Annotated in this window: 23 protein-coding genes and 1 riboswitch; of the genes, 9 read left to right on the top strand and 14 right to left on the bottom strand. The window is 69.7% G+C overall.

The genetic code is table 11. The annotated features are described in order from the left end of the window. Window positions 1-61: 61 nt before the first annotated feature. Window positions 62-556: a MarR family winged helix-turn-helix transcriptional regulator gene (locus QRN19_RS13145; RefSeq protein WP_064296482.1), complete on the top strand. Its 495-nt coding sequence runs from the start codon at window positions 62-64 to the stop codon at window positions 554-556. Between the two features lie 171 nt (window positions 557-727). On the opposite strand, the gene QRN19_RS13140 is transcribed toward QRN19_RS13145, so the two are convergent. The 4 genes from QRN19_RS13140 to QRN19_RS13125 form a co-directional block, all read right to left on the bottom strand. Then, the gene (locus QRN19_RS13140) at window positions 728-1,387 is read right to left on the bottom strand and encodes a methionine ABC transporter permease (protein ID WP_064296483.1); all 660 of its coding nucleotides are present in this window, start codon (window positions 1,385-1,387) and stop codon (window positions 728-730) included. 1 nt (window position 1,388) lies between these two features. Beyond that, window positions 1,389-2,417 carry a methionine ABC transporter ATP-binding protein gene (locus tag QRN19_RS13135; protein ID WP_138946655.1) on the bottom strand — a complete coding sequence of 343 codons (1,029 nt, stop codon included), beginning with the start codon at window positions 2,415-2,417 and terminating at the stop codon, window positions 1,389-1,391. 104 nt (window positions 2,418-2,521) lie between these two features. Beyond that, complete coding sequence (locus tag QRN19_RS13130; protein ID WP_285027398.1) at window positions 2,522-3,424, bottom strand: MetQ/NlpA family ABC transporter substrate-binding protein; 903 nt, start codon at window positions 3,422-3,424, stop codon at window positions 2,522-2,524. A gap of 138 nt (window positions 3,425-3,562) precedes the next feature. After that, window positions 3,563-5,362 carry an ABC-F family ATP-binding cassette domain-containing protein gene (locus tag QRN19_RS13125; RefSeq protein WP_137242013.1) on the bottom strand — a complete coding sequence of 600 codons (1,800 nt, stop codon included), beginning with the start codon at window positions 5,360-5,362 and terminating at the stop codon, window positions 3,563-3,565. A 61-nt stretch (window positions 5,363-5,423) separates the two neighbouring features. Between QRN19_RS13125 and QRN19_RS13120 the strand changes: the two genes are divergently transcribed. The 3 genes from QRN19_RS13120 (at window position 5,424) to QRN19_RS13110 (ending at window position 8,009) form a co-directional block, all read left to right on the top strand. Continuing rightward, on the top strand, window positions 5,424-6,299 hold the full coding sequence (locus QRN19_RS13120) for a spermidine synthase (protein ID WP_285027397.1): 876 nt from the start codon (window positions 5,424-5,426) through the stop codon (window positions 6,297-6,299). A 115-nt stretch (window positions 6,300-6,414) separates the two neighbouring features. Beyond that, the gene (locus tag QRN19_RS13115) at window positions 6,415-6,981 is read left to right on the top strand and encodes a TetR/AcrR family transcriptional regulator (protein ID WP_285027396.1); all 567 of its coding nucleotides are present in this window, start codon (window positions 6,415-6,417) and stop codon (window positions 6,979-6,981) included. Then, window positions 6,978-8,009 carry a diacylglycerol/lipid kinase family protein gene (locus QRN19_RS13110; protein ID WP_285027394.1) on the top strand — a complete coding sequence of 344 codons (1,032 nt, stop codon included), beginning with the start codon at window positions 6,978-6,980 and terminating at the stop codon, window positions 8,007-8,009. The genes QRN19_RS13115 and QRN19_RS13110 overlap by 4 nt, the downstream gene beginning before the upstream one ends. 76 nt (window positions 8,010-8,085) lie before the next feature. On the opposite strand, the gene QRN19_RS13105 is transcribed toward QRN19_RS13110, so the two are convergent. From QRN19_RS13105 to QRN19_RS13095, 3 genes are read right to left on the bottom strand one after another with little or no spacing between them, the layout of a single operon-like run. Further along, window positions 8,086-9,750, bottom strand: coding sequence for an FAD-binding oxidoreductase (locus tag QRN19_RS13105; protein WP_285027393.1), 1,665 nt, complete (start codon window positions 9,748-9,750; stop codon window positions 8,086-8,088). Continuing rightward, window positions 9,747-10,451: a lysophospholipid acyltransferase family protein gene (locus QRN19_RS13100; protein WP_285027392.1), complete on the bottom strand. Its 705-nt coding sequence runs from the start codon at window positions 10,449-10,451 to the stop codon at window positions 9,747-9,749. Before QRN19_RS13100 ends, QRN19_RS13105 begins: the two co-directional genes overlap by 4 nt. After that, window positions 10,448-11,245: an SDR family NAD(P)-dependent oxidoreductase gene (locus tag QRN19_RS13095; protein ID WP_285027390.1), complete on the bottom strand. Its 798-nt coding sequence runs from the start codon at window positions 11,243-11,245 to the stop codon at window positions 10,448-10,450. The genes QRN19_RS13100 and QRN19_RS13095 overlap by 4 nt, the downstream gene beginning before the upstream one ends. Window positions 11,246-11,393: 148 nt before the next feature. On the opposite strand from QRN19_RS13095, the gene QRN19_RS13090 reads away from it, so the two are divergent. Genes QRN19_RS13090 through QRN19_RS13080 form a run of 3 tightly spaced genes read left to right on the top strand, consistent with a single transcriptional unit; the run spans window position 11,394 to window position 15,419 of the window. After that, window positions 11,394-12,227, top strand: coding sequence for a hypothetical protein (locus tag QRN19_RS13090; RefSeq protein ID WP_285027389.1), 834 nt, complete (start codon window positions 11,394-11,396; stop codon window positions 12,225-12,227). After that, window positions 12,224-14,635 carry an SDR family oxidoreductase gene (locus tag QRN19_RS13085; RefSeq protein WP_285027388.1) on the top strand — a complete coding sequence of 804 codons (2,412 nt, stop codon included), beginning with the start codon at window positions 12,224-12,226 and terminating at the stop codon, window positions 14,633-14,635. Before QRN19_RS13090 ends, QRN19_RS13085 begins: the two co-directional genes overlap by 4 nt. Further along, window positions 14,625-15,419: a ferritin family protein gene (locus QRN19_RS13080; RefSeq protein ID WP_079705450.1), complete on the top strand. Its 795-nt coding sequence runs from the start codon at window positions 14,625-14,627 to the stop codon at window positions 15,417-15,419. Before QRN19_RS13085 ends, QRN19_RS13080 begins: the two co-directional genes overlap by 11 nt. A gap of 72 nt (window positions 15,420-15,491) precedes the next feature. On the opposite strand, the gene QRN19_RS13075 is transcribed toward QRN19_RS13080, so the two are convergent. The 6 genes from QRN19_RS13075 to rsmI form a co-directional block, all read right to left on the bottom strand. Continuing rightward, the gene (locus QRN19_RS13075; RefSeq protein ID WP_285027387.1) at window positions 15,492-16,430 is read right to left on the bottom strand and encodes a 4-(cytidine 5'-diphospho)-2-C-methyl-D-erythritol kinase; all 939 of its coding nucleotides are present in this window, start codon (window positions 16,428-16,430) and stop codon (window positions 15,492-15,494) included. Window positions 16,431-16,470: 40 nt separating this feature from the next. Then, the gene (gene mgrA / locus QRN19_RS13070; RefSeq protein ID WP_285027386.1) at window positions 16,471-17,538 is read right to left on the bottom strand and encodes an L-glyceraldehyde 3-phosphate reductase; all 1,068 of its coding nucleotides are present in this window, start codon (window positions 17,536-17,538) and stop codon (window positions 16,471-16,473) included. A gap of 9 nt (window positions 17,539-17,547) precedes the next feature. Then, on the bottom strand, window positions 17,548-18,399 hold the full coding sequence (rsmA, locus tag QRN19_RS13065; RefSeq protein ID WP_285027385.1) for a 16S rRNA (adenine(1518)-N(6)/adenine(1519)-N(6))-dimethyltransferase RsmA: 852 nt from the start codon (window positions 18,397-18,399) through the stop codon (window positions 17,548-17,550). Window positions 18,400-18,731: 332 nt separating this feature from the next. After that, on the bottom strand, window positions 18,732-19,637 hold the full coding sequence (locus QRN19_RS13060) for a TatD family hydrolase (protein WP_285027383.1): 906 nt from the start codon (window positions 19,635-19,637) through the stop codon (window positions 18,732-18,734). Next, entirely contained in the window at window positions 19,634-21,214 is a 1,581-nt protein-coding gene (gene metG, locus QRN19_RS13055) for a methionine--tRNA ligase (RefSeq protein WP_079705443.1), read from the bottom strand. Before metG ends, QRN19_RS13060 begins: the two co-directional genes overlap by 4 nt. Window positions 21,215-21,255: 41 nt before the next feature. Continuing rightward, window positions 21,256-22,113: a 16S rRNA (cytidine(1402)-2'-O)-methyltransferase gene (rsmI, locus tag QRN19_RS13050; RefSeq protein WP_285027382.1), complete on the bottom strand. Its 858-nt coding sequence runs from the start codon at window positions 22,111-22,113 to the stop codon at window positions 21,256-21,258. 68 nt (window positions 22,114-22,181) lie between these two features. Here rsmI and QRN19_RS13045 point away from each other — a divergent pair, with 68 nt between their 5' ends. Together QRN19_RS13045 and QRN19_RS13040 are read left to right on the top strand one after the other, a co-directional pair. Then, entirely contained in the window at window positions 22,182-23,744 is a 1,563-nt protein-coding gene (locus QRN19_RS13045) for a dolichyl-phosphate-mannose--protein mannosyltransferase (protein ID WP_285027380.1), read from the top strand. A 13-nt stretch (window positions 23,745-23,757) separates the two neighbouring features. Further along, window positions 23,758-24,777 (top strand): YeiH family protein, encoded by a 1,020-nt coding sequence (locus QRN19_RS13040; RefSeq protein WP_285027378.1) that lies wholly within the window; start codon window positions 23,758-23,760, stop codon window positions 24,775-24,777. A gap of 24 nt (window positions 24,778-24,801) precedes the next feature. Here QRN19_RS13040 and QRN19_RS13035 read toward each other — a convergent pair whose 3' ends face one another. After that, window positions 24,802-25,125 carry a DMT family transporter gene (locus tag QRN19_RS13035; RefSeq protein ID WP_079003866.1) on the bottom strand — a complete coding sequence of 108 codons (324 nt, stop codon included), beginning with the start codon at window positions 25,123-25,125 and terminating at the stop codon, window positions 24,802-24,804. A 14-nt stretch (window positions 25,126-25,139) separates the two neighbouring features. Next, window positions 25,140-25,203: riboswitch (guanidine-III (ykkC-III) riboswitch) on the bottom strand. Window positions 25,204-25,294 lie beyond the last annotated feature (91 nt).

The raw sequence follows: 25,294 nt of genomic DNA, 5'->3' as shown, positions 1-25,294 counted from the left end.
TCGGAATCAGCTCGCGGCGGCCGATCGAGCCCCAACGCCCGCGTGCCTCGATAATGGTGGGATGCCAGCTAGCACCGATGAGGTCGACCGGATCGTCGACGCCTGGAACCGCGAGCGCCCGGACCTCGACTTCTCGCCCCTCCAGATCCTCTCCCGTGTCGCCCGGCTGTCACGCCACCTCGACCGGGCGCGTCGGGCGGCCTTCACCCGGTCGAACCTGGAGCCGTGGGAGTTCGACGTCCTCGCCGCACTCCGGCGCGCCGGCTCCCCGTACCGCCTCAGTCCGAAGGCCCTGCTGCTCCAGACGCTCGTCTCGAGCGGGACGATGACGAACCGCATCGACCGCCTCGTCGAGCGCGGGCTGGTGGAACGCCAGGGCGACCCCAACGACGGCCGCGGCATCCTCGTGCAGATGACGAACGCGGGACTCAACACGGTCGACGCCGCCATCACGCGCCTCGTCGATGCCGAAGCGGACCTGCTCGACGGCCTGAGCTCGACCGAGCAGGCCCGCCTGACCGTCCTGCTGCGGAAGCTCAGCCTCGACTTCGACTAGCCGGAGCTGGCTCGGTCACTGAGCCTGTCGAAGTGCGCCCTTCGACAAGCTCAGGGACCGGGTGGGGATGGCTCAGGGACCGGGTTGGGATGGCTCAGAGACCGGGTGGGGATGGCTCAAGGGACCGGTTGGGGTGGCTCAGGGACCGGACCGGGGCGGCTCAGGGACCGATCAGCGGCGGAGGATCTTCCGGGCCAGCCAGTTGCCGAAGAACTGGATGAGCTGCACGAGCAGGATGATGATGATCACCGCGGCCCAGGTCACGACCGGCTCGAACTGGCGGAAGCCGTACTGGATCGCGAACGCGCCGAGCCCGCCACCACCGATGAAGCCCGCGACCGCCGACATGTCGACGATGACGACGAACACGAAGGTGTAGCCGAGGATCAGCGGACCGAGCGCCTCCGGGAGGACGATGCTCAGCAGCGTCCGGAGCCGGCTGGCACCCGCGGCTCGAGAGGCCTCGATGACGCCGGGCGACACCGTCAGCAGGTTCTGCTCGACGATCCGGCTGATGCCGAACGTCGCCGCCAGGGAGATGATGAAGATGAACGCGTTCGCGCCGATGCCGGTGCCGATCACGAGTCGTGAGAGCGGTTGGGCCGCGGCGAGGAAGATGATGAACGGGATCGGCCGGAAGATGTTCACGATCACGTTGAGCACGCCGTAGAGCACCGGGTGCGAGTAGAGGTTGCCGGGACGCGTCACATAGAGACCGGTGCCGACGACGAGCCCGGCGATCCCGCCGAAGAGCAGGCTGAAGGAGACGAGGTAGAGGGTCTCGACGGTCGCGTCGCCGAGCTTCGGGAGGAGATCGATCAGTGCGTCCATGTCAGCGCACCTCCGTCACGGTCGCCTGGGATCCGATGGCGGTCAGCGCTCCGTCGATCGTCTGGTCGTCGCCGCGGAGGGCGAGCGTCAGGTGGCCGAACGCGCGACCCTGGATGTCGTTGATCCCGCCGTAGACGAGCTCGAAGTCGACGCCCGCCTGCGCGAGCGTGAGGAAGACGCCCGCCTGCGAGGCGTCGCCGTCGCGGAAGGACAGCGTGACGATGCGCCCGACGTGTCGTTCCTGGAGCACCGCCAGCTCGGCCGGTGACGGGACGCCCTTGATGACCGTCGACACGAAGCGCTTGGACGCGGCGTGCTGCGGGTCGGAGAACACCTCGAAGACGTCGCCCTGCTCGATGACCTTGCCGCGCTCCATGACGGCGACCTTCGTCGCGAGCGACTGGATCACTTCCATCTCGTGGGTGATCACGACGATGGTCACGCCGAGGTCGCGGTTCACCTGCTTGAGCAGCGCGAGAACCTCCTGCGTGGTCTCGGGGTCGAGCGCGCTCGTCGCCTCGTCCGCGAGCAGGATGCGTGGCGAAGTCGCGAGCGCGCGGGCGATGCCGACGCGCTGCTTCTGCCCGCCGGAGAGCTGGTCGGGGTAGTTGTCGGCCTTGTCGGACAGCCCGACGAACTTCAGCAACTCGTCGACGCGCGTACGGATCTCGGCCCGGGGGCGTCCGGCGACCTCGAGCGGGTAGGCGATGTTCTTGCGGACCGACTTGGAGTTGAAGAGGTTGAACTGCTGGAAGATCATGCCGATGCCGAGCCGGAGGTCGCGGAGGCCGCGCTCCGAGAGCGTCGTCACCTCGGTGCCGTCGACGACGATGCTCCCCGACGTCGCGGGCTCGAGCGCGTTGATGAGGCGGACGAGCGTCGACTTGCCGGCTCCCGAGTACCCGATGATCCCGAAGACGTCACCGGCCTCGATGTCGAGGTCGACGCCGTCGATCGCGGCGATCGGCGCGGCGCCCTTCTGCGGAGACGGGTACCGCTTCGCGACGTCTCGGAGGCTGACGAGTGGCATGGGGGTGTCCTCGGTGTGGTCGGGTGGTCAGGAGGCCTGGAAACGACGAAGCGTTCCTGTGGGAGCGGATGACAGCCTCCCACAGGAACGCTCTGAACGTCGGATCAGCCCTTGGCCTTGATGTCCTTCTGGACGGTCTCGAGCGACTTCACGAGGTCCTTGACCGGGGTCTTGAGCGGAACCGCGGTACCGCCGGAGTTCTCCACGACGCCGTCGACGACGGACTTCGTGTCCTGGTAGATCTCCACGAGCTTCGCGTACGTCTCGTTGTCGGCGTCGGCGGCCTTCGCGGCGAAGATGTTCACGTACGGCAGCGCGTTCGGGTCGGACGGGTCGTCCTCGGCGATCGCGTCGGACGCCTTCAGTCCGGAGTCGTTGATGAAGTCGTTGTTGATGATCGCGCCGGTGACGTCCGGCAGCGAGGTCGGCGTCAGCGAAGCCTCGAGCGAGGTGACGGTGACCTTCGACTTGTCGGCGATGATGTCGTCGGGCGTCGAGAAGATGTTGCCGCCGTCCTTCAGCTCCAGCAGGCCTGCGGACTGCAGGACGAGGAGCGCACGAGCCTGGTTGCTCTCGTCGTTCGGGATGGCGATCGTGTCGCCCTTCTTGATGTCCTTGACGCTGTCGACCTTGGTCGAGTAGAGGCCGAGGGGGTAGATCGCCGTCGAGCCGATGGGCGTGAGGTCCCCGCCGGAGGCCTCGTTGTACTGCGCGAGGTAGACGATGTGCTGGAACTGGTTGAGGTCGATCTCGCCCTCGGTGAGTGCCGGGTTCGGCTGCGTGTATTCGCCGAAGTCGACGATGTCGACGAAGATGCCCTCCTTCTCGGCGGCCTCCTTGTACGTCTCCCAGTAGGGGTCGCTCGCGCCGACGACGCCGATCTTGACGGGGTTCGCCTCGGTGCCCTTGTCTTCAGCGGCAGCGCCAGCGCCGCCGGCGCATCCGGCGAGGAGCGCGATGGCGGGGATGATGGCCAGTCCGGCCAGAAGCTTCTTCGAGAAGGTCATTGCTGTGATTCCTCTTTCGGGTGGTGCGCGCCGGTGGACGCTGATTCGACGGTACGTCGGCCGAGTGGGGATGACGAACCGGTGCGTAACACTTCGGAACAGAGCGACGAACGACGTGATTCGGCCGCCGCGAGGAGGCTACTCGACGAGCTCGGAGAGCTCCAGCCAGCGGACCTCGAGGTCGGCGATCTCGCCGTACATGGCCTGGATCTTGGCGCCGAGAGCCGTGATGCCGGCGAAGTCGCTCTGGTCGTGGACCGCGACCTTCTCGTGCGCCTGCTCGATCTGACCGTTGAGCTTGTGGAGCTTGCGGTCGATCGCCTTGATCTCCTGCTGCGCGTTCCGGAGCTCCGCACCGCTCAGCTTCGGCGTCTTCTTGGTCGGGCCACCGCCGGAAGCCGTCGGGCGGTCGTGCTCCTGGGAGCGACTGCCGGCCGTCCCGGCGTTGAGCTCCAGGTACTGGTCGATGCCGCCGGGCAGGTGCCGGAAGTGGCCGTCCATGATCGCGTACTGCTGGTCGGTCACGCGCTCGAGGAAGTACCGGTCGTGCGAGACGACGAGCAGGGTGCCCGGCCACGAGTCGAGGAGGTCCTCCATGGCGGCGAGCATGTCGGTGTCGAGGTCGTTGGTCGGTTCGTCGAGCACGAGGACGTTCGGCTCGTCGAGCAGGATGAGCAGGAGCTGCAAACGGCGGCGCTGACCACCCGAGAGGTCCTTCACCGGCGTCGACAGCTGCGCACTCGTGAAGCCGAGGCGCTCGAGGAGCTGCCCCGGGGTCATCTCCTTGCCGCCGGCGACGTAGCTCGTGCGCTTGCGTCCGATGACGTCGCTCACGCGGTCCTGCTCGTACTCGGCGAGCTCGTCGAGCTGCTGCGTGAGCGTCGCGACCTGCACGGTCTTACCGCGCTTGACGCGACCCTCGGTCGCTTCGACCTCGCCCGTGACGAGACCGAGGAGGGTGGACTTGCCGGCGCCGTTCACGCCGAGGATGCCGGTGCGCTCACCCGGGGCGATGCGCCACTCGACGTCCTTGATGACCGTCCGGTCGCCGTAGGACACGGTGACGTCGAGGATGTCGACGACGTCCTTGCCCAGGCGGGCGGTCGCCATGCCGGCCAGCTCGACCGTGTTGCGCACGGGCGGCTCGTCGGCGATGAGCGCGTTGGCGGCCTCGATGCGGAACTTCGGCTTGGCCGTCCGGGCGGGAGCGCCACGGCGCAGCCAGGCGAGCTCCTTCTTCATGAGGTTCTGGCGCTTGGCCTCGGAGACCGCGGCGGAGCGGTCGCGCTCGACGCGCTGCAGGACGTAGGCCGCGTACCCGCCCTCGAAGGGTTCGACGATGCGGTCGTGCACCTCCCACGTGGCCGTGCAGATGGCGTCGAGGAACCACCGGTCGTGGGTCACGACGAGCAGGCCGCCGGAGTTCTTCGACCAGCGACGGTTGAGGTGCTGCGCGAGCCAGGTGATGCCCTCGACGTCGAGGTGGTTCGTCGGCTCGTCGAGGAAGAGGATGTCGTGGTCGCCCACGAGCAGGGCGGCGAGCGCGACCCGGCGGCGCTGACCACCGCTGAGGTCGGCGACGAGCGCGTCCCAGGCGATGTCGGAGGCGAGGCCGGAGATGACGTCGCGGACCTTCGGGTCGCCCGCCCACTCGTGTTCGTCGAAGCCGCCGACGATGGTCTGGCCGACGGTCTTGTCGTGGTCGAGGGTGTCGGACTGGTCGAGCACGCCGACCGTCACGCCGTTGCGCACCGTCACGCGTCCGGAGTCGGGCTCCTTGCGGCCGGCGAGGAGGCCGAGGAGTGTGGACTTGCCGTCGCCGTTGCGACCGACGATGCCGATGCGGTCGCCCTCGTTCACCCCGATCGTGATGCCGTCGAAGACGACCTTGGTCGGGTACTCGAGGTGGAGCGCTTCAGCGCCGAGAAGGTGTGCCATATCCGGTCAACGATACCGGGCCCGGGCGTCGACCACCGCCCGTGCACCGTAGGCTGCACGGGTGCCTCTGTTCTCCCGTTCCCGCCGACTCCCGTTCGGCCGACGCGACGCCCGGATCACCCTCCTCGACAAGCGGACGCTGCGCTACGAGCTCAGCGTGGACGACATCCCGCAGTCGGTGGTCTCCCTCGCGGATCCCCGCTTGCTCGAGTACCCGTACATCCGGCACATCGCCCGCGTGATCGACGCCGAGGCGCCGGCGGGCGAGGCGCTCTTCGTCGTCCACCTCGGTGCCGGAGCATTGACGCTCCCCCGCTACGTCCAGGCGACGCGTCCCGGATCACCGCAGCTGGTCGTCGAGTTCGAGCCGGAACTGTACGCCGGGATGCTGGACGCGCTGCCGCTCCCGGACGGACACCGGGTCGAGGTCCGCTTCGGTGATGCCAGGGCCGTCGCGGACGAGCCGATCGGCGAAGCCGCCACCACCCCTGGGGACGTCACGGCGTGGCGGGACGCGAAGGTGACCGTCGTCGACCTCTGGGACGCCGCCGTGATCCACCGTCGCGTCGCGAGCCTCGAGTTCTACCGCCGCGTGGCAGCGCGGTCCGCGGACGACGGCGTGATCGCAGTGAACCTGCTCGACGGCAGCCCCTTCGACTACTCGAGACGCCAGGCGGCGACCCTGCGAACCGTGTTCGCGCATGTCGCCGTCGTCCTCGACTTCGATCCGGTCGACGACGAGGGGCCGCTCGGCAACGTCGTCGTCTTCGCGAGCGACGCACCGCTCGCGGCCGTCACGCACCCGCAGCTCTTCGGCGCACCAGCCCCGGAGCAGCTGCACGGTGACGCACTCACGGACTGGATCGACGGGGCGACGGTCATGACCGATGCCGACGGCGAGGACTCCCCCGACCCCGACGACCCCCGCTGGGACTGACGACACCGCCGCCGCCGAGGCCTCCCTATGCGCACCCATCCCATTGCGCTACGGTGGGCGTAGCGCAATGGACCGATCCGACCGGACTCCGGCGTCGCGCGGAGGAGGTTGGTCGGTGCCCGTCTCCCGACGCGTCTCCCGCGCTCAGCAGATGAGCGACCGCATCCTCGACGCAGCCCTCGACCTCATGCGCTCGCATGGCTCCGTCGCCGTCAACATCGAGGCGGTCGCGGAGACCACCGGCGTGGCGAAGACCACGATCTACCGGCGGTACCGCAACCGCTCCGAGCTGCTCACGGCGGCCGTCGCGCGCGCCATGGAGACCCCGGTCGAGATCCCCGAGAACCTCTCGACCTACGACACCTTCACCTGGCTGCTCCACGAAGCCCGGGCGATGATCGAGGACGTGGTAGGCCGGGGCACGATCGCGTCGATCCTGCTCCAGGACGACCCCGAGTTCTCGACGCTGCTCCGCGACCTCACGAGGAACCGGGCACGCGCACTGTCCAACCTGGTCGACGAACGGATCTCCACCGGCGATCTGAAGCCCGGACTCGACGGCCGCCTCGTCGCGACCCTGCTCCTCGGCGCGGTGCTCGGCCAGCTCGTCCGTGGCGCCGACATGGACGACGACTGGGCGGACCAGGTCCTGTCCGTCCTCTGGCCGGCACTGGCCGCATGACGCGAGGCAGCACCCCACCGCACGCTGCGGTGATCTACAACCCGACGCGCATCCAGCTCGAGCGTGTGACGAGGCTCGTCGACGCCTCGGCCGCCGAGGCCGGTTGGGGACCGACGAGCTGGATCCCGACCCGCGAGCGGTCGACCGCGGTCGACCAGGTCGCGGAGGCGCTCGGAGGCGGCGCGTCGCTCGTGATCGCCGCCGGCGGCGACGGGACCGTCCGCGAGGTGGCCGGGGCGATGCGTCACACCCGGACACCGTTCGCCGTCGTCCCCGTCGGCACCGCGAACCTCTTCGCCCGCAACGCCGGGATCCCGATCGACACGGCCACCGCGGTGCGGGCCGCGTTCACCGGAGAGGAACGGAGCGTCGACGTCGGCGTCATCGAGTACCGGAACCCCGACGGCGTCCAGCGCAGCACCCCGTTCCTCGTCATGTCGGGCTTCGGCGTCGACGCGGACATGGTGGCCTACGCCGACCCCGTCCTGAAGCGCCGCTTCGGCTGGATCGCCTACGTCGTCCCGATCGTCCGCGGGCTGTTCCGCCGCGACCGGCCCCGCGTCTCCTGGAAGGAGGACGGCGGACCGATCCGGAGTGGACGGACGCACACGATGTTCGTCGGGAACTGCGGCACCGTCTCGGCGGGCCTCGACGTCCTCCCCGACGCACTCCTCGACGACGGTGTGCTCGACGTCCTCATGGTGCGGTCACTCGAAGGGTGGGACGGCGTGCGCGTCACGCGCTGGCTGCACCGCGCGAACAACCCCGTCGCCCGATTCTCCAAGGGCAGACGGACGCGGGGCCGCCGCGTGCAGCCGAGTGCCGTCGAGACGGCCGGCTCGGCTGGAGGCGCGCTCCGATACCTCCGGGTACGACGCATCGACGTGACGGTCTCGCCGCCCGCCGAATTCCAGGCCGACGGCGACGGGATCGGCCCGGTCTCGGCGGCCAGGCTGACCGTCGACCCCGGTGCGCTCATCGTGCGGTTGCCGGCGACGGCGGCGCGCTCGGGTCGACTCCGGCCCTGAGCCCGCCCTTCGACAGGCTCAGGGACCGGAGGGACGACTCAGGGACCGGAGACTGCTCAGGGACCGGAGGAACGGCTCAGTCCGCGAGGATCTTGCCGGGGTTGAAGTTCGAGCCAGGGTCCGCGCTGTCGAAGAGTCCGCGCATGATCGCGACGCCCTCGGTCGAGATGTCCTGCTCCATCCACGGCGAGTGCTCGACGCCGACCGCGTGGTGGTGCGAGAGCGTGCCACCGTGGTCGACGAACGACTGCTGGATCGCCGACTTGACCTGCTCGTACTCGCCGATCGGGTCGTCGCCGGTGATGAACGCGAAGGTGAAGTACAGGCACGCGCCGGAGTGGTACGAGTGCGAGAGGTGGCACATGATCCACCCGTGCACCCCGAGTTTGTCGTAAGCGGCGTTGGCAGCATCGTTCGCGGCGTCGTAGACCTCCTGCAGGCGCGACCAAGGCGCTGCGGTCTCCGAGACGTCGGCCGCGGCTCCGCGGTCGAGGAGGAAGTCCCGCAGGTACGGGGTGTCGAACTTCTTCTGGTCGTAGAGGGCACCGGGGCCCTTGCCGACGCCGATGCCGCCGTGCTTCCGGACGATCGAGCCGACGAGGCCCTTCTCGTACCGCACGTGCGACGCGCTGCCCTCGTAGCCGATGAAGGAGAGGCACAGCTGCTCGAGGTCCCAGCCCCTGGCCGTGAGCACCTTCATGAGGCCCTTGGTGACCTGCGCCGAGACGCCGGTGCTGGCCTTACGGGTCGCGAGCGAGAAGCCACTCTCACGCGCGTTCGACACCCGGGTGACCGAGGGGCTGGCGTCGCTCTCCGCGATCTCGTGCATCGCCGCGAGCCCGGCCTCCCAGGTGGGGAAGAAGTAGCCGAGGACCTCGCGGACGGCGGGCGTCCGGTGGACCTGCACGGTGACCTCGGTGATGATGCCGAGTCGGCCCTCGCTGCCGATGATCATCTCGCGGACGCTCGGCCCGGTCGACGCACTCGGGACCGGGCGGATCGCCACGATGCCGTTCGGGCGCACCATCCGCAGGCCCTTGGTGATGTCGGCGATGTCGCCGTACTTGTCGGACTGCATGCCCGAGGAGCGGGTCGCGACCCATCCGCCGAGCGTGGAGTGCGTGAAGCTGTCGGGGAAGTGGCCCATCGTCCAGCCCTTGGCGCCCAGCTGCTCCTCGATCGAGGGACCCTGCGCACCGGCCTGGATGGTCGCGAGGCCGGAGCCCTCGTCGATCGACAGGACGCGGTCGAGCCGTCCGAGGTCGAGCGAGATGATGACGCGCTCCTCCGTCGGCTGCGGGTCGAGCGAGCCGGCGATGTTGGTTCCACCGCCGAACGGGATGATCACGGCGTCTGCGGCGACGGCTGCGGCGACGATCGACGCGACCTCCGCCTCGTCAGCCGGGTACACGACCAGGTCGGGCGTGCGCGGCAGGTCGTTCGCGCGGATCCGGAGCAGGTCGCGGATGCTCTTGCCGTAGGTGTGGACGACGCGTTCCTGGTCGTCCGTGGTCACGTGACCCTGGCCGACGAGCGTCGAGAGCTCGGCGATGAACTCCTCGGACGCGCGCGATGCGGGGACGGTGAGCTCGTCGAAGCTGAGGTGCGCCTGCGCAGGCTTCCGGAGGTCGAGACCGACGGCTTGCTTCACGAACGGCGCGAAGTCCGGTTTGTTGCTGTGCTCGAAGGCGACCCCTTCGACTCCCCAGCCCCACCACTTCATGTGCTCCACAGACGTCATCCGGCTTCCTTTCGTGGTGTGTCGATCGAAACGTGTGTTCCCGGCTCGGCCGAGGCGCGCAGTGCGACGATCTCGGCGACGACGCGGTCCATCAGCTGGACGGGCGTCTCGTTCGGCTGCGGGTGGATCGGTTGCCCGAAGACGACGCGCACCGGCGGTCGTCCGGGGACGGGCCAGTTGCGACCCTTCGGCATGGCGGAGTGGGTGCCCAGGACGGCCACCGGGAGGCAGGGGATGCCCTGGCGCGTGGCGAGTGCCGCGGCACCTGGCTTGAACCGGCCGAGCTCACCCGTCCGCGATCGGCCGCCCTCGGGGAAGATGAGGATCGGGACGCCGCTCTCGAGCAGCTCCCGCGACACGCCTGCACGCTTGCGGTCACCCGAGCGGTCGACCGGGAACGCGTTGAAGAAGAGCGCGGCGAAGATGCGGCGGGCGGGGACGTCGAAGAAGTAGTCGGCCGCGACACCGGCTGCGAGGTAGCGCGAGAGCCGACGCGGCATCGCCCCGACGACGAGCGGTGCGTCGAGGTGCGACTGATGGTTGGCGACGACGATGTAGGGCCCGGTGACGCCCGACAGGCGCTCGCGACCCGTCACCGTCACGCGGGTCAGCGACCAGACGAGCGGCTTCAACAGCAGACGCTGGGCGACGAACCGCGCGTTGGCGTGGAGGGAGGAGGTGAACCGCGGCTCTGCGGTCATCGGCGGGCTCCTGACTGGGCGGCGTTGGCGGCTCGACGGCTCGAGGACATCCGGCCGGAGATCCACCGGATGGACGCACGGGGCGCGAACTTGACGAGGGCCATGAGGGCCTTGAAGCGGAGGCTCGGGATGGAGACGACGACCCCCCTCCCGGCGTCGCGGAGGGCGTCGGCGACGAGCCGGTCCACGTCGATCCACAGACCTGACGGGATCGATCGGGTGCTGATGCCGGCGCGATCGTGGAACTCGGTACGGACCCACCCGGGGCACAGGGCCGTGACGCGGACACCTGAGCCGGCGAGCTCGACCGCGAGCGCCTCGGTGTAGGTGGTGACGAACGCCTTCACCGCCGAGTAGCCGCCGGTGGTGATGTACCCCGCCGTGCTCGAGACGTTGATGATGGTGCCGCGTCCGCGTTCCCGCATGGCGCGGGCCGCGGCGCCCGAGAGCGTGGTGACGCTCCGGCACATGACCTCGATCGCGTTGTCGAGTTCGCTCGTGTCGGGGTCGGTGAGGCGGGCGTGCACGCCGAACCCGGCGTTGTTCACGACCACCTCGATCGGCGACGCCTGATCCTCGATCCGTGCGGCGAGTCTCGCGACGTCGGCGCGGTCCGAGAGGTCGGCACTGATCACCTCGACGGTGCGACCGGTCGCGCGCAGTCGCTCGGCCGAGTGCTCGAGCCGCTCGACGTCACGGGCGACGAGCACCAGGTCGAAGCCCCGTCCGGCGAGCGCCGTGGCGAACGCGGCACCGATGCCGGACGTCCCACCGGTGACGAGAGCTGTAGCCATGGGGATCAGAATACGCTACGCGTTGCGTATCGTTGCAAGCTACAGTGATGAGGTCGGATCGTCACGGAATGGAGACGCCATGGTGAACCGGGATTCGCCGCGCGGAACAGCACCCGCGGCCCTCGAGGACGCGGAGCAGGAGAGCGCCATGTTGCGGCCTGCCCACGGCTTCAGCGTCCGCGACTATGCGAAGTCCGCCGTCGGCAGTCGTCGTAAGGAGATCGACGCCGAAGCCTTCGCCGAGACGCCGCTGAGTGCTGAGACGGTCGCGCTGCTCCGCGCCCTGTCGGACATCGAGCGCGCCACCATGCAGTACCTCCGCGGGGTGCTCGTCACCCCCACCCACAAGGACGCCAGGGTCACCGCGTTCCTCATCACCTGGGCGTACGAGAAGTACTGGATCACCGACACCCTCGACACCGTGCTCAAGGCGAACGGGACCCCGCGCGACAAGACGCGTTCGACGGGTCTCCGCCGCACCGTCCACGGTGTGCGCGACCGCTTCGCGCCCATCGGCCAGGCCCTCATCGCGAACGTGCTCGGCGAGGACATCATCGCCTGGCACATGACGATCGGGACGATCGACGACCTCATCACCCACGCGGCCTACCGTGCGGTGCGCGAGCGCGAGCCGCACCCCGTGCTCGACCGCCTCGTCGACGAGATCCTCGAGACGAAGGCCAGGCACCTCGAGTTCTTCACCGCTCAGGCGAATGACCGCCTCGCCGCGTCGCCCCGTGCACAGGGCATCACCCGTCGCCGTATCCGGAACGCCGTGTGGCCCACCGGCTCCGATGCGAACGGCCCCCGACAGACGGCGCGGTTCGCCGCGCTCGTGTTCCGCAGCACCGCCACCTGGAGCGACCCCGCCGTCCTCGGCATCGACGCGTCGATCGACGCGCTGCCCGGTCAGTCGGGCCTCCATCTCGCCGCCAGACTTGCCCGCCGCGGACGCCGCGGCAGCCTCGAGGAGAACTCATGACCGACACCCCCACCCCAGACGCCGAGCAGCCGGACGCCCAGGAGCCGGAGGCTCAAGAGCCCGCGGCCGAGCAGCCCACCACCGTCCCGGATGCCCTCGACGGCGCGCACGTGCTCGTCACCGGCGGCACCGGCTTCCTCGGCCAGGCGGTGCTCGAGCGCCTGCTCGCCGATCACCCGACCACCCGCGTCAGCCTGCTCATCCGGAAGAAGGGGTCGGTCCGCGGGAGCGACCGTCTCCAGACACTGCTCCGCAAGCCGGTGTTCAAGGCCTGGCGCGAACGCGTCGGCGCCGAAGCCGCTGCGGCGATCGTGGCCGAACGCGTCAGCGTGATCGAGGGTGGCCTCGACGAGATGGCACTGCCGGCCGACCTCGACGTCGTCATCCACAGCGCGTCGACCGTCTCCTTCGACCCGCCGATCGACGAGGCCTTCGCCACGAACGTCGGCGGCGCGACCACCCTGTACGCGGCGCTCGCGAAGAGCGGCGCGACCCCGCACGTCGTCCACGTCTCAACCGCCTACGTCGGCGGTACGCGGAAGGGCATCCAGCCGGAACGCAGCCTCGCGCACGACGTCGACTGGCGCGTCGAGGCCGAGGCAGCCCGCTCGGCGCGCGTCCGCACCGAGGAGTCGTCCCGTCGTCCGGAGGTCCTGCGCAAGCTCATGCAGACCGCCCGTCGCGAGCACGGCAAGGCCGGCCCCCAGGCCGTCTCGAACGCCGCCGAGGCTGCACGCATCGCCTGGGTCGACGCCCGACTCGTCGCCCACGGCCGTGCACGCGCCGAGAGCCTCGGCTGGACCGACGTCTACACCTTCACGAAGGCGATGGCCGAGCGGGTCGCCGAAGAGCGCTGGGCCGGTGAGGGCAACCGACTCTCCGTCGTGCGTCCGTCGATCATCGAGAGCGCGCTCGCGCACCCCTTCCCCGGCTGGATCGACGGCTACAAGGTCGCCGACCCGCTGATCATCGCCTACGGGCGCGGACAGCTGCCCGACTTCCCGGGCCTCCCCGACAGCGTGCTCGACATCATCCCCGTCGACTTCGTCGTCAACGCGATCCTCGCTGCGGCCCAGACCCCGCCGGAGCCGGCTGCGGCGCGCTACTTCCACGTGAGCTCCGGAGCCAGCAACCCGCTGCCCTTCCACAAGATGTACGCGAACGTGCACAGCTACTTCACGGAGCACCCGATCCCGGCGGACGCCGGCGACATCAGCGTCCCGACCTGGAACTTCCCCGGCGGGCGCGCCATCGAGCGCTCCATCGACCGGCGGCAGAAGGCGACGACGGCGGCCGGCCGGGTCGTCTCCCACCTGCCGGCGAACGCGACCACCCGCGGGTGGCAGGACCGGATCCGCAAGGCGTCGAGCGATCTCGGGTCGCTGCGCGACTTCACCGGGCTCTACCGCTCCTACGTGCAGAGCGAGATCGTCTTCGACGACCAGCGCACCCGTGCCCTGCACGACTCGCTGACGCCCGAGCAGCAGGCGGACCGAGGGTTCGACGTCACGACGATCGACTGGGACGACTACTTCCAGCGCATCCACTTCCCCGCCGTCACGACCCTGACCCGGGCCTTCGCCAACCGCAAGGCGGGCGCCGCGAAGCAGCAGAAGATCCTGCCCGTGCGCGACGACGTCCTCGCGGTGTTCGACCTCGAGGGCACGGTGCTCGCCTGGAACCTCATCGAGCAGTACCTCTGGCTGCGGCTCGCCGCGACCTCACGGTCGCGCTGGCCCATCGAGATCGCCACACTGGGCGCTTCCATGCCGGGGTACATCGGTGCCGAACTCCGCGACCGCGGTGAGTTCATCCGCACGTTCATGCGCCGCTACGAGGGCGTCGACGTGGCGCAGCTCGAGAAGATCGTCCGGGGCGGCTTCGGTAAGGCTGTCCGGTCCCGCCTCCTCCCCCAGGCGCTCGAGCAGATCGCCGCGCACCGGGCGGCCGGTCACCGGACGATCCTCGTCACGGGCACCATCGACCTCATGACGGCTCCGCTCGAGCCGTTCTTCGACGAGGTCGTGGCGGGTGCGATGCACGCCGAGAACGGACGTCTCACGGGCTACCTCGACAGCCCGCCGCTCGTCGACGAAGCGCGCGGCGCCTGGCTCACCCAGTACGCCGAGCAGCACGGCATGGACCTCGCCCATTCCTACGGCTACGGCGACTCCCATGCGGACGCCGCCTGGCTCCAGTTAGTCGGCAACCCGGTCGCTGTCAACCCCGACCACACCCTGTACAAGCTGGCGCAGGCCGGACGGTGGACGGTGCGAGAATGGGCACGAACCACCGGAGGCGTCCGCTCCGAAGACGAACTGACCCGCGCACCGCGCCCCGCACAGCCGAGAGGAGAGCGGACGGCCGAGGACACGATCCCCGACCGCCCCACCGCACATGGCGTTTGACATCGACAAGTTCACCGAGACGAGCGTCTCGGTGAACTGGAGCGACCTCGACTTCGACGAGTTCAAGACGAACCCGCTCCCCGCTTCCACCCTGCGCAGCCTGCGCTACATGTGCGACATCGAGTACCACACGGTCTGCTACCTGCGCGACATGCTCATGACGCCGTCCCATGAGGACGACGAGGTCGGCGCGTTCATGACGATGTGGAACCGTGAGGAGTTCTGGCACGGGGAGGCGCTCGCCGCCGTCCTCGCCGCCCACGACATCACGGTCGACTTCGACGAGCTCAAGGCGACGCGCCTGAAGCTCGGCTGGAAGGACCGCCTCGACCCCATCAAGCAGTCCATCCTCGGCAACCTCGTCGGCACCGACTTCATCGCGGTGCACATGAGCTGGGGCGCCGCGAACGAGTGGTCGGCGACCGCCGCGTACACCCGCCTCGCGCAGTTGGAGCGGCACCCGGTGCTCTCGGTGCTCCTCAAGCGCATCGCGAAGCAGGAGACGCGTCACGTGGCGTTCTACGCGAGCCAGGCGAAGGCACGCCTGGAGTCGTCGAAGAGCGCACGTCGACTCACCCGCTTCCTACTCCGCAAGGTGTGGGGTCCCGTCGGTTCCGGCGTCATGCCCGACTCCGAGGTCACTCACGTCATGGGGCACCTCTTCGGCGACGAGGACGGGCTGGCCGAGGTGCGCCGCATCGACGGGCACATCGCCAAGCTCCCCGGCATGGAGGGGCTCACGATCATCGAGAACTCGCTCCGCGTGCGCGGCGTCGCGGCCTGAACCGCGCCGCCTGGCACAGCAGCCCCGGTCGGATCTCCGACCGGGGCTGCTTCGTGTCGTGCGGGCCGCGTCTCAGCTCTGCGAGACGATGCGGGCGCCGTGGACCGGCCCGTGGGCACGGATGACCTTCAGCCCGTGCGAGGCGAGCGTCACCTGCAGTTCGACGGCGTCGTCGGTGTCGGCCGCCAGGAAGGCGATCGTCGGGCCGGAGCCGGAGACGAGGCTGCCGAGGGCGCCCTGGGAGTCGCCGAACTCGAGCACCTCGCCCAGCACCGGGCGCAGCTGCAGCGCAGCGGCCTGCAGGTCGTTGTAGAGGACCTCTCCGAGGAGGTGGGCGTCGCCCGCCCGCAACGCCTGGAGCACCGCGGCGTCGACCGTCGGCTGGCGACCGGACGGAGAGATGTCGAGGATGTGCCGCGCCCGGTGGGCGTCGAGCTCCTGGTAGACCTGCGGGGTCGACATGCCGAAGTCGGCGAGGGCGAGCACCCACTCGAACTGCCCCTTGGCCAACGCGCTGCTCAGTTGGTCGCCGCGGCCGGTGCCGACCGCGGTGCCGCCGAGCAGGGCGAAGGGCACGTCGGCGCCGAGGCGTGCCGCCAGCGCCAGGAGGTCGTCGCGGCTGCGTTCGGTCCCCCAGAGGGCGTCACAGGCGAGCAGCGTGGCCGCGGCGTCGGCTGAGCCGCCGCCCATCCCGCCGGCGACCGGGACGTGCTTCTCGATCTCGAGCCGGACACCGCCGCGGTACCCGGTCCGTCTCGCGAGGGCCTTCGCGGCGCGGATGGCGAGGTTGCTCGTGTCGGTCGGCACACCCGACACGTCCACCGAGCCGGAGAACGACACACTGAAGTCGTCGGCCGGGTACGCGTGCACGTCCTCGTACAGCGAGATCGCCTGGTACGCGGTCGCGACGTCGTGGTAGCCGTCGTCCATCACTTCGCCGACTTTGAGGAAGACGTTGATCTTCCCCGGTGCTCGCACGTGGACGTGCTTGAGGATGGCCTCGGTGGTCATTGTTCCAAGTTAGTCGATCGAGCAGGCGCCTCAGACCGCGTCACTTGTCGGAGGAGTCCGCCCAGATGTTGACGTCGGCGCCCTCCGCGAGTCGGTCGATCTCCTCGAGCTCCTCGGTCGTGAACGCGGGGCCGTCGAGCGCCGCCAGGTTCTCGTCGAGTTGCTCGGGGCGGGAGGCGCCGATGAGGGCGGAGGTGATGGCGGGGTTGTTCAGGACCCAGGCGAGCGACATCTGCGCGAGGGTCTGCCCGCGCTCCACGGCGATGTCGTTGAGCGACCGGAGGCGGGTCGCCATCTCCTCGCTCACCTGGCGGTCGGGCAGGGACGGCCGGTTCGTCGCACGTTCGGCCGGGCCGTCGCCGAGGTACTTGTCGGTGAGCAGGCCTTGCGCGAGCGGCACGAAGGCGATGGCGCCGAGGCCGGTCTCGGTCAGCACCTCGGTGAGGCCGTCCTCGACCCAGCGGTTGAGGATCGAGTACGACGGCTGGTGGATCACGAGCGGCGTGCCGAGTTCGCGAGCGACGGCGTGTGCGGCGGCGGTCCGCTCGCCCGAGTACGACGAGATGCCGACGTACAGGGCTTTGCCGGTGCGCACGATCGCGTCGAGCGCGCCCACGGTCTCCTCGATGGGCGTGACCTCGTCGACCCGGTGCGAGTAGAAGACGTCGACGTAGTCGAGACCCATCCGCTCGAGCGACTCGTCGAGGCTCGCAGTCAGGTACTTCTTCGAACCGAAGTTGCCGTACGGGCCTGGCCAGAAGTCGTAGCCGGCCTTCGAGGAGATGATGAGCTCGTTGCGGTACGGACCGAAGTCCTCGCGCATCATGCGACCGAAGTTCGTCTCGGCGGAACCGTAGGGCGGGCCGTAGTTGTTCGCGAGGTCGAAGTGGGTGATGCCGTGGTCGAATGCGTGGCGCAGGAGCGCGCGCTGCCCGTCGAACGGCCGGTTGTCGCCGAAGTTATACCAGAGGCCGAGCGAGATCGGCGGGAGGAAGAGCCCCGAGGTCCCGACCTGGCGGTAGTCGTTCCGCGCGTAGCGGTCGTCCGCCGCGGCGTACGGGCGGTGGATGTCGGGGACGTTCAGCGGGAATCGAGCATCAGCGGTCATGCGCCAACGTTATCGTCCCGCACGCACGATCGACAGGAAGTCGTGGACCGTGAGCTCCTCGCCGCGGGCCGTCGGCTTCACCCCGGCGGCCTCCACCTGCTCCGTCGCGGCCTGGGAGCTGCCGAGGACGCTCCCGAGTGCCTGCCGGAGCATCTTGCGACGCTGCTGGAACGCCGCGTCGATGAGCGCGAAGGTCTTGATGCGCTCCTCCTCCGTGCCGATGACGTCGCTCCGCCGCTCGAATCCGACGAGCACGGAGTCGACGTTCGGGATCGGCCAGAACACCTGGCGGCTCACCTGGCCGGCGATGCGCCACGCACCGTACCAGGCGGCCTTCGCGCTCGGGGCGCCGTAGACCTTGCTGCCGGGCACCGCGGCGAGGCGGTAGCCGACCTCGGCCTGCACCATGACGACACCGGCCGTGAGTGAGGTGAAGTGCTCGAGGAAGTGTAGGAGGACGGGCACGGAGATGTTGTACGGCAGGTTGGCGACGAGTCGGTTGGGCTGCGCGGGGAGTTCCTCGATGCGCATCGCGTCCTCGTGGACGACCGACAACCGGTCGATCATGCCCGGTGCCATCTCCCCCACGGTGAGCGGCAGCTGCTTGGCGAGCCGTCCGTCGATCTCGACGGCGACGACGCTCGCGTCGGCCTCGAGCAGGCCGAGGGTCAGCGAGCCGAGGCCGGGGCCGATCTCGACGACGACGTCGCCCGGCGCGACATGCGCGACCGAGACGATCTTGCGGACGGTGTTCGCGTCGATGACGAAGTTCTGACCGAGCTTCTTCGTCGGTGTCACGTCCAGCAGGGTGGCGAGATCTCGGATCTCGGCGGGGCCGAGCAGGGCGACGGAGGCGGTCATCCCTCCAGTATCCCTGATCGTGGAGCCTCCCCTGGGCGATGCCAGCGCGGTGCGCTGGCCCGAGCGCGGGGCATAGCCTCGAGCGCGGGCCTCCGGAGGGGCGCGCTCACGCTCATAGGGCGCGCCCACGCCAGCGCACCGCGCTGGCGCAAGCCGGGTCTCGGGGTGAGCGCGGGTGTTCGGGCGTCAGCGCGGTGCGCTCGCGTCAGCACCGCCGAACGGGTTCGGGCGCGGGGCATAGCCTCGAGCGCGGGCCTCCGGAGGGGCGCGCTCGCGGCTCATGGGGCGCGCTCACTCCAGCGCACCGCGCTGGCGTCGACGGAGGGGAGGGCTCAGTCGCTCCAGGAGCCGTAGACGCGCTCGGTGTTGGACGCGAGCTGCGTCGCGAACGCGGCGACGTCCTCGCCCAGGTGCTCCGCCATGCCGCGCACCGTGTACGGGAGGAGGTACGGCGCGTTCGGCCGACCGCGGAACGGGGCGGGCGTGAGGTAGGGCGCGTCGGTCTCGACCATGATCAACTCGCGGGGCATGATCGCGAGCGCCTCACGCAGCGGTGCGGCGTTCTTGAACGTGACCGTCCCGGCGAAGGAGGCGTACCAGCCGTGCTCGGCGCACAGCTCGGCGAGCTCCGGGCCGCCCGAGAAGCAGTGGAAGACGGTGCGTTCCGGAGCGCCCACGCGCAGGAGCGTCTCGACGACCTCGTCGTGGGCGTCGCGATCGTGGATCTGCAGTGCGACACCGTGGCGCTTCGCGATGGCGATGTGCGCTTCGAACGATGCGAACTGCGCCGCGCGGCCGTCCTCCTCGGTGCGGAAGAAGTCGAGGCCGGTCTCGCCGACGGCGCGGACGCGAGGCTCCGCCGCCAGACGATCGATCTCGGCCAGCGCCTCGTCCAGGGTGCCCGCGCGGTCGAGGTCCGGTGCGTCGTTGGGGTGGATCGCGACCGCCGCGAGCACGCGGGGGTCCCGAGCGGCGATCGCCGCCGACCACCGGGAGGTCTCGACGTCGGTGCCGACCTGCACGATGCCGCGGACCCCGACGGACGCCGCACGGTCCAAGTGCTCGGACGGGGTCAGCGGGGCGTCGCCGTCGGCGTGCTCGAGGTGCGTGTGGTTGTCGTAGACCGCGACCGGCAGCGTCTCAGGTGCCTCGGGGTAGCTCAGCTGCTTCCGCTCCCCCGCTTCGCGTTGCCGCAGGTGCGGTGTGACGGCCGGATCCGGCGCGACGCCCCCGCTCATTCGGCGACGGCCTCGATCCGCGGGAACAGGGGCTCGAGCCCTGCAACCGAGGTGCCGGCGGGCAGCTGCCCCCAGGTGCCGACATCGCCGATGCGTTGTGCCCCGAGCTCGCCGAGGGCGGCTTCGGCGCCGAGGGCGGACCACAGCTTGGTGGTCGCCTTCGGAACGAAGGGGTGCAGCAGGACCGACAACGCGCGCAGGCCTTCGACCGCCGTGGCGAGCACGGTGCCGAGCCGCTCCCGCTTGGCCTCGTCCTTCGCGAGCGCCCACGGCTCCTGCTCGGTGATGTAGCCGTTCAGCTCGTCGACGATCCGCCAGATGGCCGCGAGCGCGTCCTGGATGGCGAGCCGCTCGATGGCGGCGTCGGCGTCGGCTGCAGCCCGGGCGACCGTCTCCTGGATGGCCACGTCTGCAGGCTCGGCGGGGCCGCTCGCCGGCACGACGCCGTCGAAGTACCGCGTCACCATGGCGAGCACGCGCGACGCGAGGTTGCCGAAGCCGTTCGCGAGCTCCGCCTGGTACCGCGCGGAGAGGTCCTCCCAGCTGAACGAACCGTCCTGCCCGAAGGCGATGGCGCGCATGAAGTAGTAGCGGAACGCGTCGGAGCCGAAGGTGTCGGTGATCTCACTCGGTGCGATACCGGTGAGCTTCGACTTCGACATCTTCTCGCCGCCGACGAGCAGCCAGCCGTGACCGAAGACCCGCTTCGGGACCTCGAGCCCGGCGGCCATGAGCATGGCCGGCCAGATGACCGCGTGGAACCGCAGGATGTCCTTGCCGACGATCTGCGTGGCGGGCCAGCGCTCGGCGAACGCCTCCTCGTCGGAGCCATATCCGGCGGCGGTGATGTAGTTGAGCAGGGCGTCGAACCACACGTAGACGACGTGGCTCTCGTCCCACGGCACCTTGATGCCCCAGTCGAACGTCGAGCGGGAGATGGACAGGTCCTTGAGCCCCTGGCGCACGAACTGGATGACCTCGTTCCGCGCCGACTCCGGCTGCACGAACTCCGGGCGCTCCTCGTAGAGGGCCAGCAGGCGCTCGGCGAAGTCGCTCATCCGGAAGAAGTAGTTGCTCTCCTGGAGCAGTTCGACCGGCTTGGAGTGGATCGCGCACACGAGCTGCCCGACGTACTCGCCGGTGCCCTGCACGAGGTCGCTCTCCTGCTTGTACTCCTCACAGCCGACGCAGTAGTACCCCTCGAACTCACCGGTGTAGATGAAGCCGGCGTCGTACAGGCGCTGGAGGAAGAGCTGGACGTTCTGCTCGTGCCGCTCGTCCGTCGTGCGGATGAAGTCGTCGTTCGAGATGTCGATCGTGTCGAGCAGCGGGTACCAGGACTCGCTGACGAGCTTGTCGGCCCACTCCTTCGGCGTCACGCCGTTCGCGGTCGCCGTGCGCAGGATCTTCTGGCCGTGCTCGTCGGTCCCGGTCAGGAACCAGGTGCGGTCTCCGGCCTGGCGGTGCCAGCGCGCGAGGACGTCCGCGGCCACCTCCGTGTAGGCGTGCCCGATATGCGGGGCGTCGTTGACGTAGAAGATGGGCGTGGTGATGTAGAACGAGGTGCCGTCGGCCATGGGGTCAATCCTAGGACGAGCGGGCGTCACCACCGTGCCTGTTACGGTGCGGGACGCACCTGCGCGTCCGGCGACGCCTTCGGGGGCCGGGCTGCGAGGGCCGCCTGGTACAGGTCGCGCTTCGAGAGGCCGGTGGCCTCGGCGACCTCGTTGGAGGCGTCCTTCAGGCGCGTGCCAGAGGCCACGAGCGCGAGCACCTGCTCGAGCGCGGTGGCCGGATCGGCCTCGACGGCCTCTGCACCGGCGATGACGATGCAGATCTCGCCTTTCACACCCCCGGACGCCCACTCGGCCAGTTCAGCGGCCGTTCCCCGCTTGACCTCCTCGAACAGCTTCGTGAGCTCCCGGCACACCGCCACGCGACGATCGGCTCCGAGCACGGAGGCGATGTCCTCGAGGGACGAGGCGAGTCGGTTGGGCGATTCGAAGAACACCATCGTGCGCGGCTCGGTCGCGAGGGCCCGGAGGCTGCTGCGTCGGTCGCCCGGCTTGCGCGGGAGGAACCCCTCGAAGGTGAAGCGGTCCGTCGCGAGGCCGGACACGGCGAGCGCCGTCACGACCGCCGACGGCCCCGGGATCGCCGTGACCTGGACGTCTGCGGCCGCGGCCGCGTCGACGAGGTGGAAGCCGGGGTCGGACACGGTCGGCATACCGGCGTCGCTGAGCACGAGGACGTCGGTCTCGCGGGCCAGGTCGACGATCTCGGCCGCACGTTCGCGCTCGTTGTGGTCGTGCATGGCGATGAGCCGCGGCCGCGACTCCACACCGAGGGCGCGCAGCAGGTGGATGGCCGTCCGGGTGTCCTCGGCGACGATGACCTCCGCCGCGGCCAGCGCCTCCCGGAGTCGTGGCGACGCATCGCCGAGGTTGCCGATGGGGGTCGCTCCGAGGATGATCACCGGACCAGTCTCCCATCCGGTCGGGGTGGTTAGATGAGACGGTGTCGGTCGATCTTCTGGAAGCCCCTGTGACGGGATCCCGCCTCGACCGCTGGTGGGAGCGGATGCTCCGCACCGAGCGCCGCCGGAAGCTCTGGATCTGGGGCGGCCCGGCCGCCGTGACGCTCCTCGCGTTCGTGCTGCGGTTCTGGAACCTCGGTCACCCGCACTCGCTCGTCTTCGACGAGACCTTCTACGTCAAGGACTCGTGGTCGCTGTGGCTGAACGGCTACGAGAGCACCTGGCCGGACGGGGCCGACGAGGGCTTCGCGAACGGCGACGCGGGCAGCCCGAGCACGAATCCCTCCTATGTCGTGCACCCGCCACTCGGCAAGTGGCTGATCGCGCTCGGCATCGCCGTGTTCGGCATCGACGACAGCACCGGGTGGCGCATCTCCACCGTGATCGCCGGGACGCTCGCGGTCCTGCTCGTCACGCTCATCGCCAAGCGGTTGTTCACCTCCTCGATCCTCGCCGTCCTGGCCGGGTTCCTGTTCGCGATCGACGGCCACGCGATCGTCATGGCCCGGGTCTCGCTGCTCGACAACTTCGTCATGTTCTTCGTACTGGCGGGATTCGGCGCGATCCTGTTGGACCGGTCGTGGCACGCGTCACGCCTGGCGGCGAAGGTTGCGTCAGCCCGGGCGAGGGGCGCCGATCCGGCCTGGGGTCCCGTCCTCTGGTGGCGGCCGTGGCTGCTCGCCGCAGGGGTCGCGTTCGGCGCGGCCACCGCGGTCAAGTGGAACGGACTGTACTTCCTCGCCGCGTTCGGCGTGTACGTGATCGTCACGGATCTGCTGGTCCGACGCCGACTGGGCCTCAGCCTGTGGGCGAGCGCGGCGGTCCTCAAGCAGGGCCCCGTGTCCTTCGTGACCCTCGTCCCCGTGGCCGCCGTCGTGTACCTCGCCAGCTGGACCGGGTGGATCAGGACGTCCGGCGGGTACGACCGCCAGTGGGCGGACGCGGTGGGCAACGCCTGGACCGGCGCCTTCGCCTGGGTCCCCCACTGGTTCCAGAGCCTCCTCCACTACCACCAGAGCGCCTACAGCTTCCACGTCGGCCTCAGCACCCCGCACCCGTACGCCGCGAACCCGCTCGGCTGGCTGCTCATGATCCGGCCGACGAGCATGTACTACCAGTCCCCCGCCACCGGGACCGACGGCTGCGCGTGGGACGCCTGCTCCTCGGCGATCACCTCGATCGGCAACCCGCTCATCTGGTGGGGCGCCGCCGTCGCGCTCGGGTACTGCGTCTACCGGCTCGTCCGCTACCGCGAGTGGCAGGTCGGGCTCATCGTCCTCGGGGTCGCAGCGGGATACCTGCCCTGGCTGCTCTACCTGAACCGGACGGTGTTCCAGTTCTACACGATCGTCTTCGAGCCGTACCTCATCCTGGCGCTCGTCTTCGCGATCGGGAAGATCCTCGGGTCCCGCGATGATCCGGAGGAACGACGGTTCGCCGGCGTCGGCGTCATCGGGGTGTTCGTGACCATCACGACGCTGTTGAGCATCTTCTGGTATCCGCTGTGGACCGCCATCACCGTGCCCTACTGGTTCTGGCACCTGCACGCCTGGTTGCCGTCATGGGTGTGACGGGAGGACGACGATGAAGGCGCTCCCCGGAGTCCTCGTGGCCGGTGCAGCGGCGCTCGCCGCCCTGGGCCTCCACACCCTCCTGCCGGTCGTCCCGCTGCTGACCGCGAGCGTCCTGCTCGGCATGGTGGTGGGCCAGCTCCCCGCGTTCCAGCGGCTCGCTGCGGGTGTCCTGAAGCCTGGGCTCGGCATGAGCGCGAAACGGTTCATGCGGATCGGTGTCGTCCTGTTGGGGCTGAAGCTGAGCCTCGTCGACATCGCCGGCCTGGGGTGGGTCACGCTCGCCACCACGGTCGCGATCGTCGTCGTCACCTTCTTCGTCACCCTCTGGCTCGGCCGGAGACTGGGGCTCGCGGGCCCCGAGCCGCTCCTCATCGCCACGGGCTTCTCCATCTGCGGCGCCTCCGCCATCGGCGCGATGAGCGGCGTCGTGAAGGCCAAGGACGAGGAGCAGGCGACGCCCGTCGCGCTCGTCACCCTCTGCGGGACCCTCGCGATCTTCGTCCTCCCGGCGCTCCGTGGCCCCCTCGGGCTCAGCGACGAGCAGTTCGGACACTGGGTGGGGGCGAGTGTGCACGACGTGGGTCAGGTCGTCGCGACAGCCCAGATCGCCGGCACGAGCGCACTCGCGATCGCCGTCGTCGTCAAGCTCACCCGTGTCGTGCTCCTCGCCCCCATGGTCGCGGCCGCCGCGACGATCGAGCGCCGCCGACTCCTGACGGTGTCGGCCGACGCCGGTGCACAGGTCGATGCCGACGGAACCGCGACCGCAGCCCGACCGCCGATCGTCCCGCTGTTCGTCGCGGGCTTCATCGCCGCGGTCCTCGTCCGCACCCTGCTCCCAATGCCCGAGCTCGTCCTCGACGTCGCCGACGGCGTGCAGACCGCACTGCTCGCGATGGCGCTCTTCGCGCTCGGTGCCGCGATCCGCGTCCGCACACTCGTCACCACCGGGTGGCGCGCGCTCGTCGTCGGGCTCGTCTCCTGGCTCCTCATCGCGGTGCTCGCACTCGGAGCGGTGCACCTGGCCTGAGGCAGGCGTGCCTGACCAGCGCGGCTAGTGCTCGCCGCCCACGATCTTCAGGCCGATGACGCAGCCGATGAGCCCGAGGATGAGCAGCACCTTGACGACCGACAGCTGCTCGCCGCCGAAGGTCATGGCGTACCCGACGGTGAGCGCTGCGCCGATCCCGACCCAGACCGCGTAGGCGGTGCCCACCGGGATATCGCGCATGGCCCAAGCGAGGCCGGCCATGCTGAGCACGAGCGCCCCCGCGAACGTCACGGTCGGCCAGAGCTTCGTGAAGCCCTCGGACTTGCCGAGCGCGGTGGCCCAGACGGCTTCCAGGACGCCGGAGGCGATGAGTACGATCCATGACATGACGATCACTCCCAGGTGGTCAGTCTTGTCGCGTTCCGGGTACTGCGCCCTCGTCCGGCAGCCCGATCAGGGCTGTGCCCCACACGATACGCCGACGCCCTGGGCAGGCCCTGTGCAGTGCGGTCGAATGCGACGCAATGTTGCAGCACGGTGAAGCGCTCGACGGTGC

The organism is Plantibacter sp. ME-Dv--P-122b (assembly GCF_030209375.1).
GTDB lineage: Bacteria > Actinomycetota > Actinomycetes > Actinomycetales > Microbacteriaceae > Plantibacter.
Note: the sequence above shows the minus strand (reverse complement) of the source record. Positions and strands in the feature narration are given on the sequence as shown.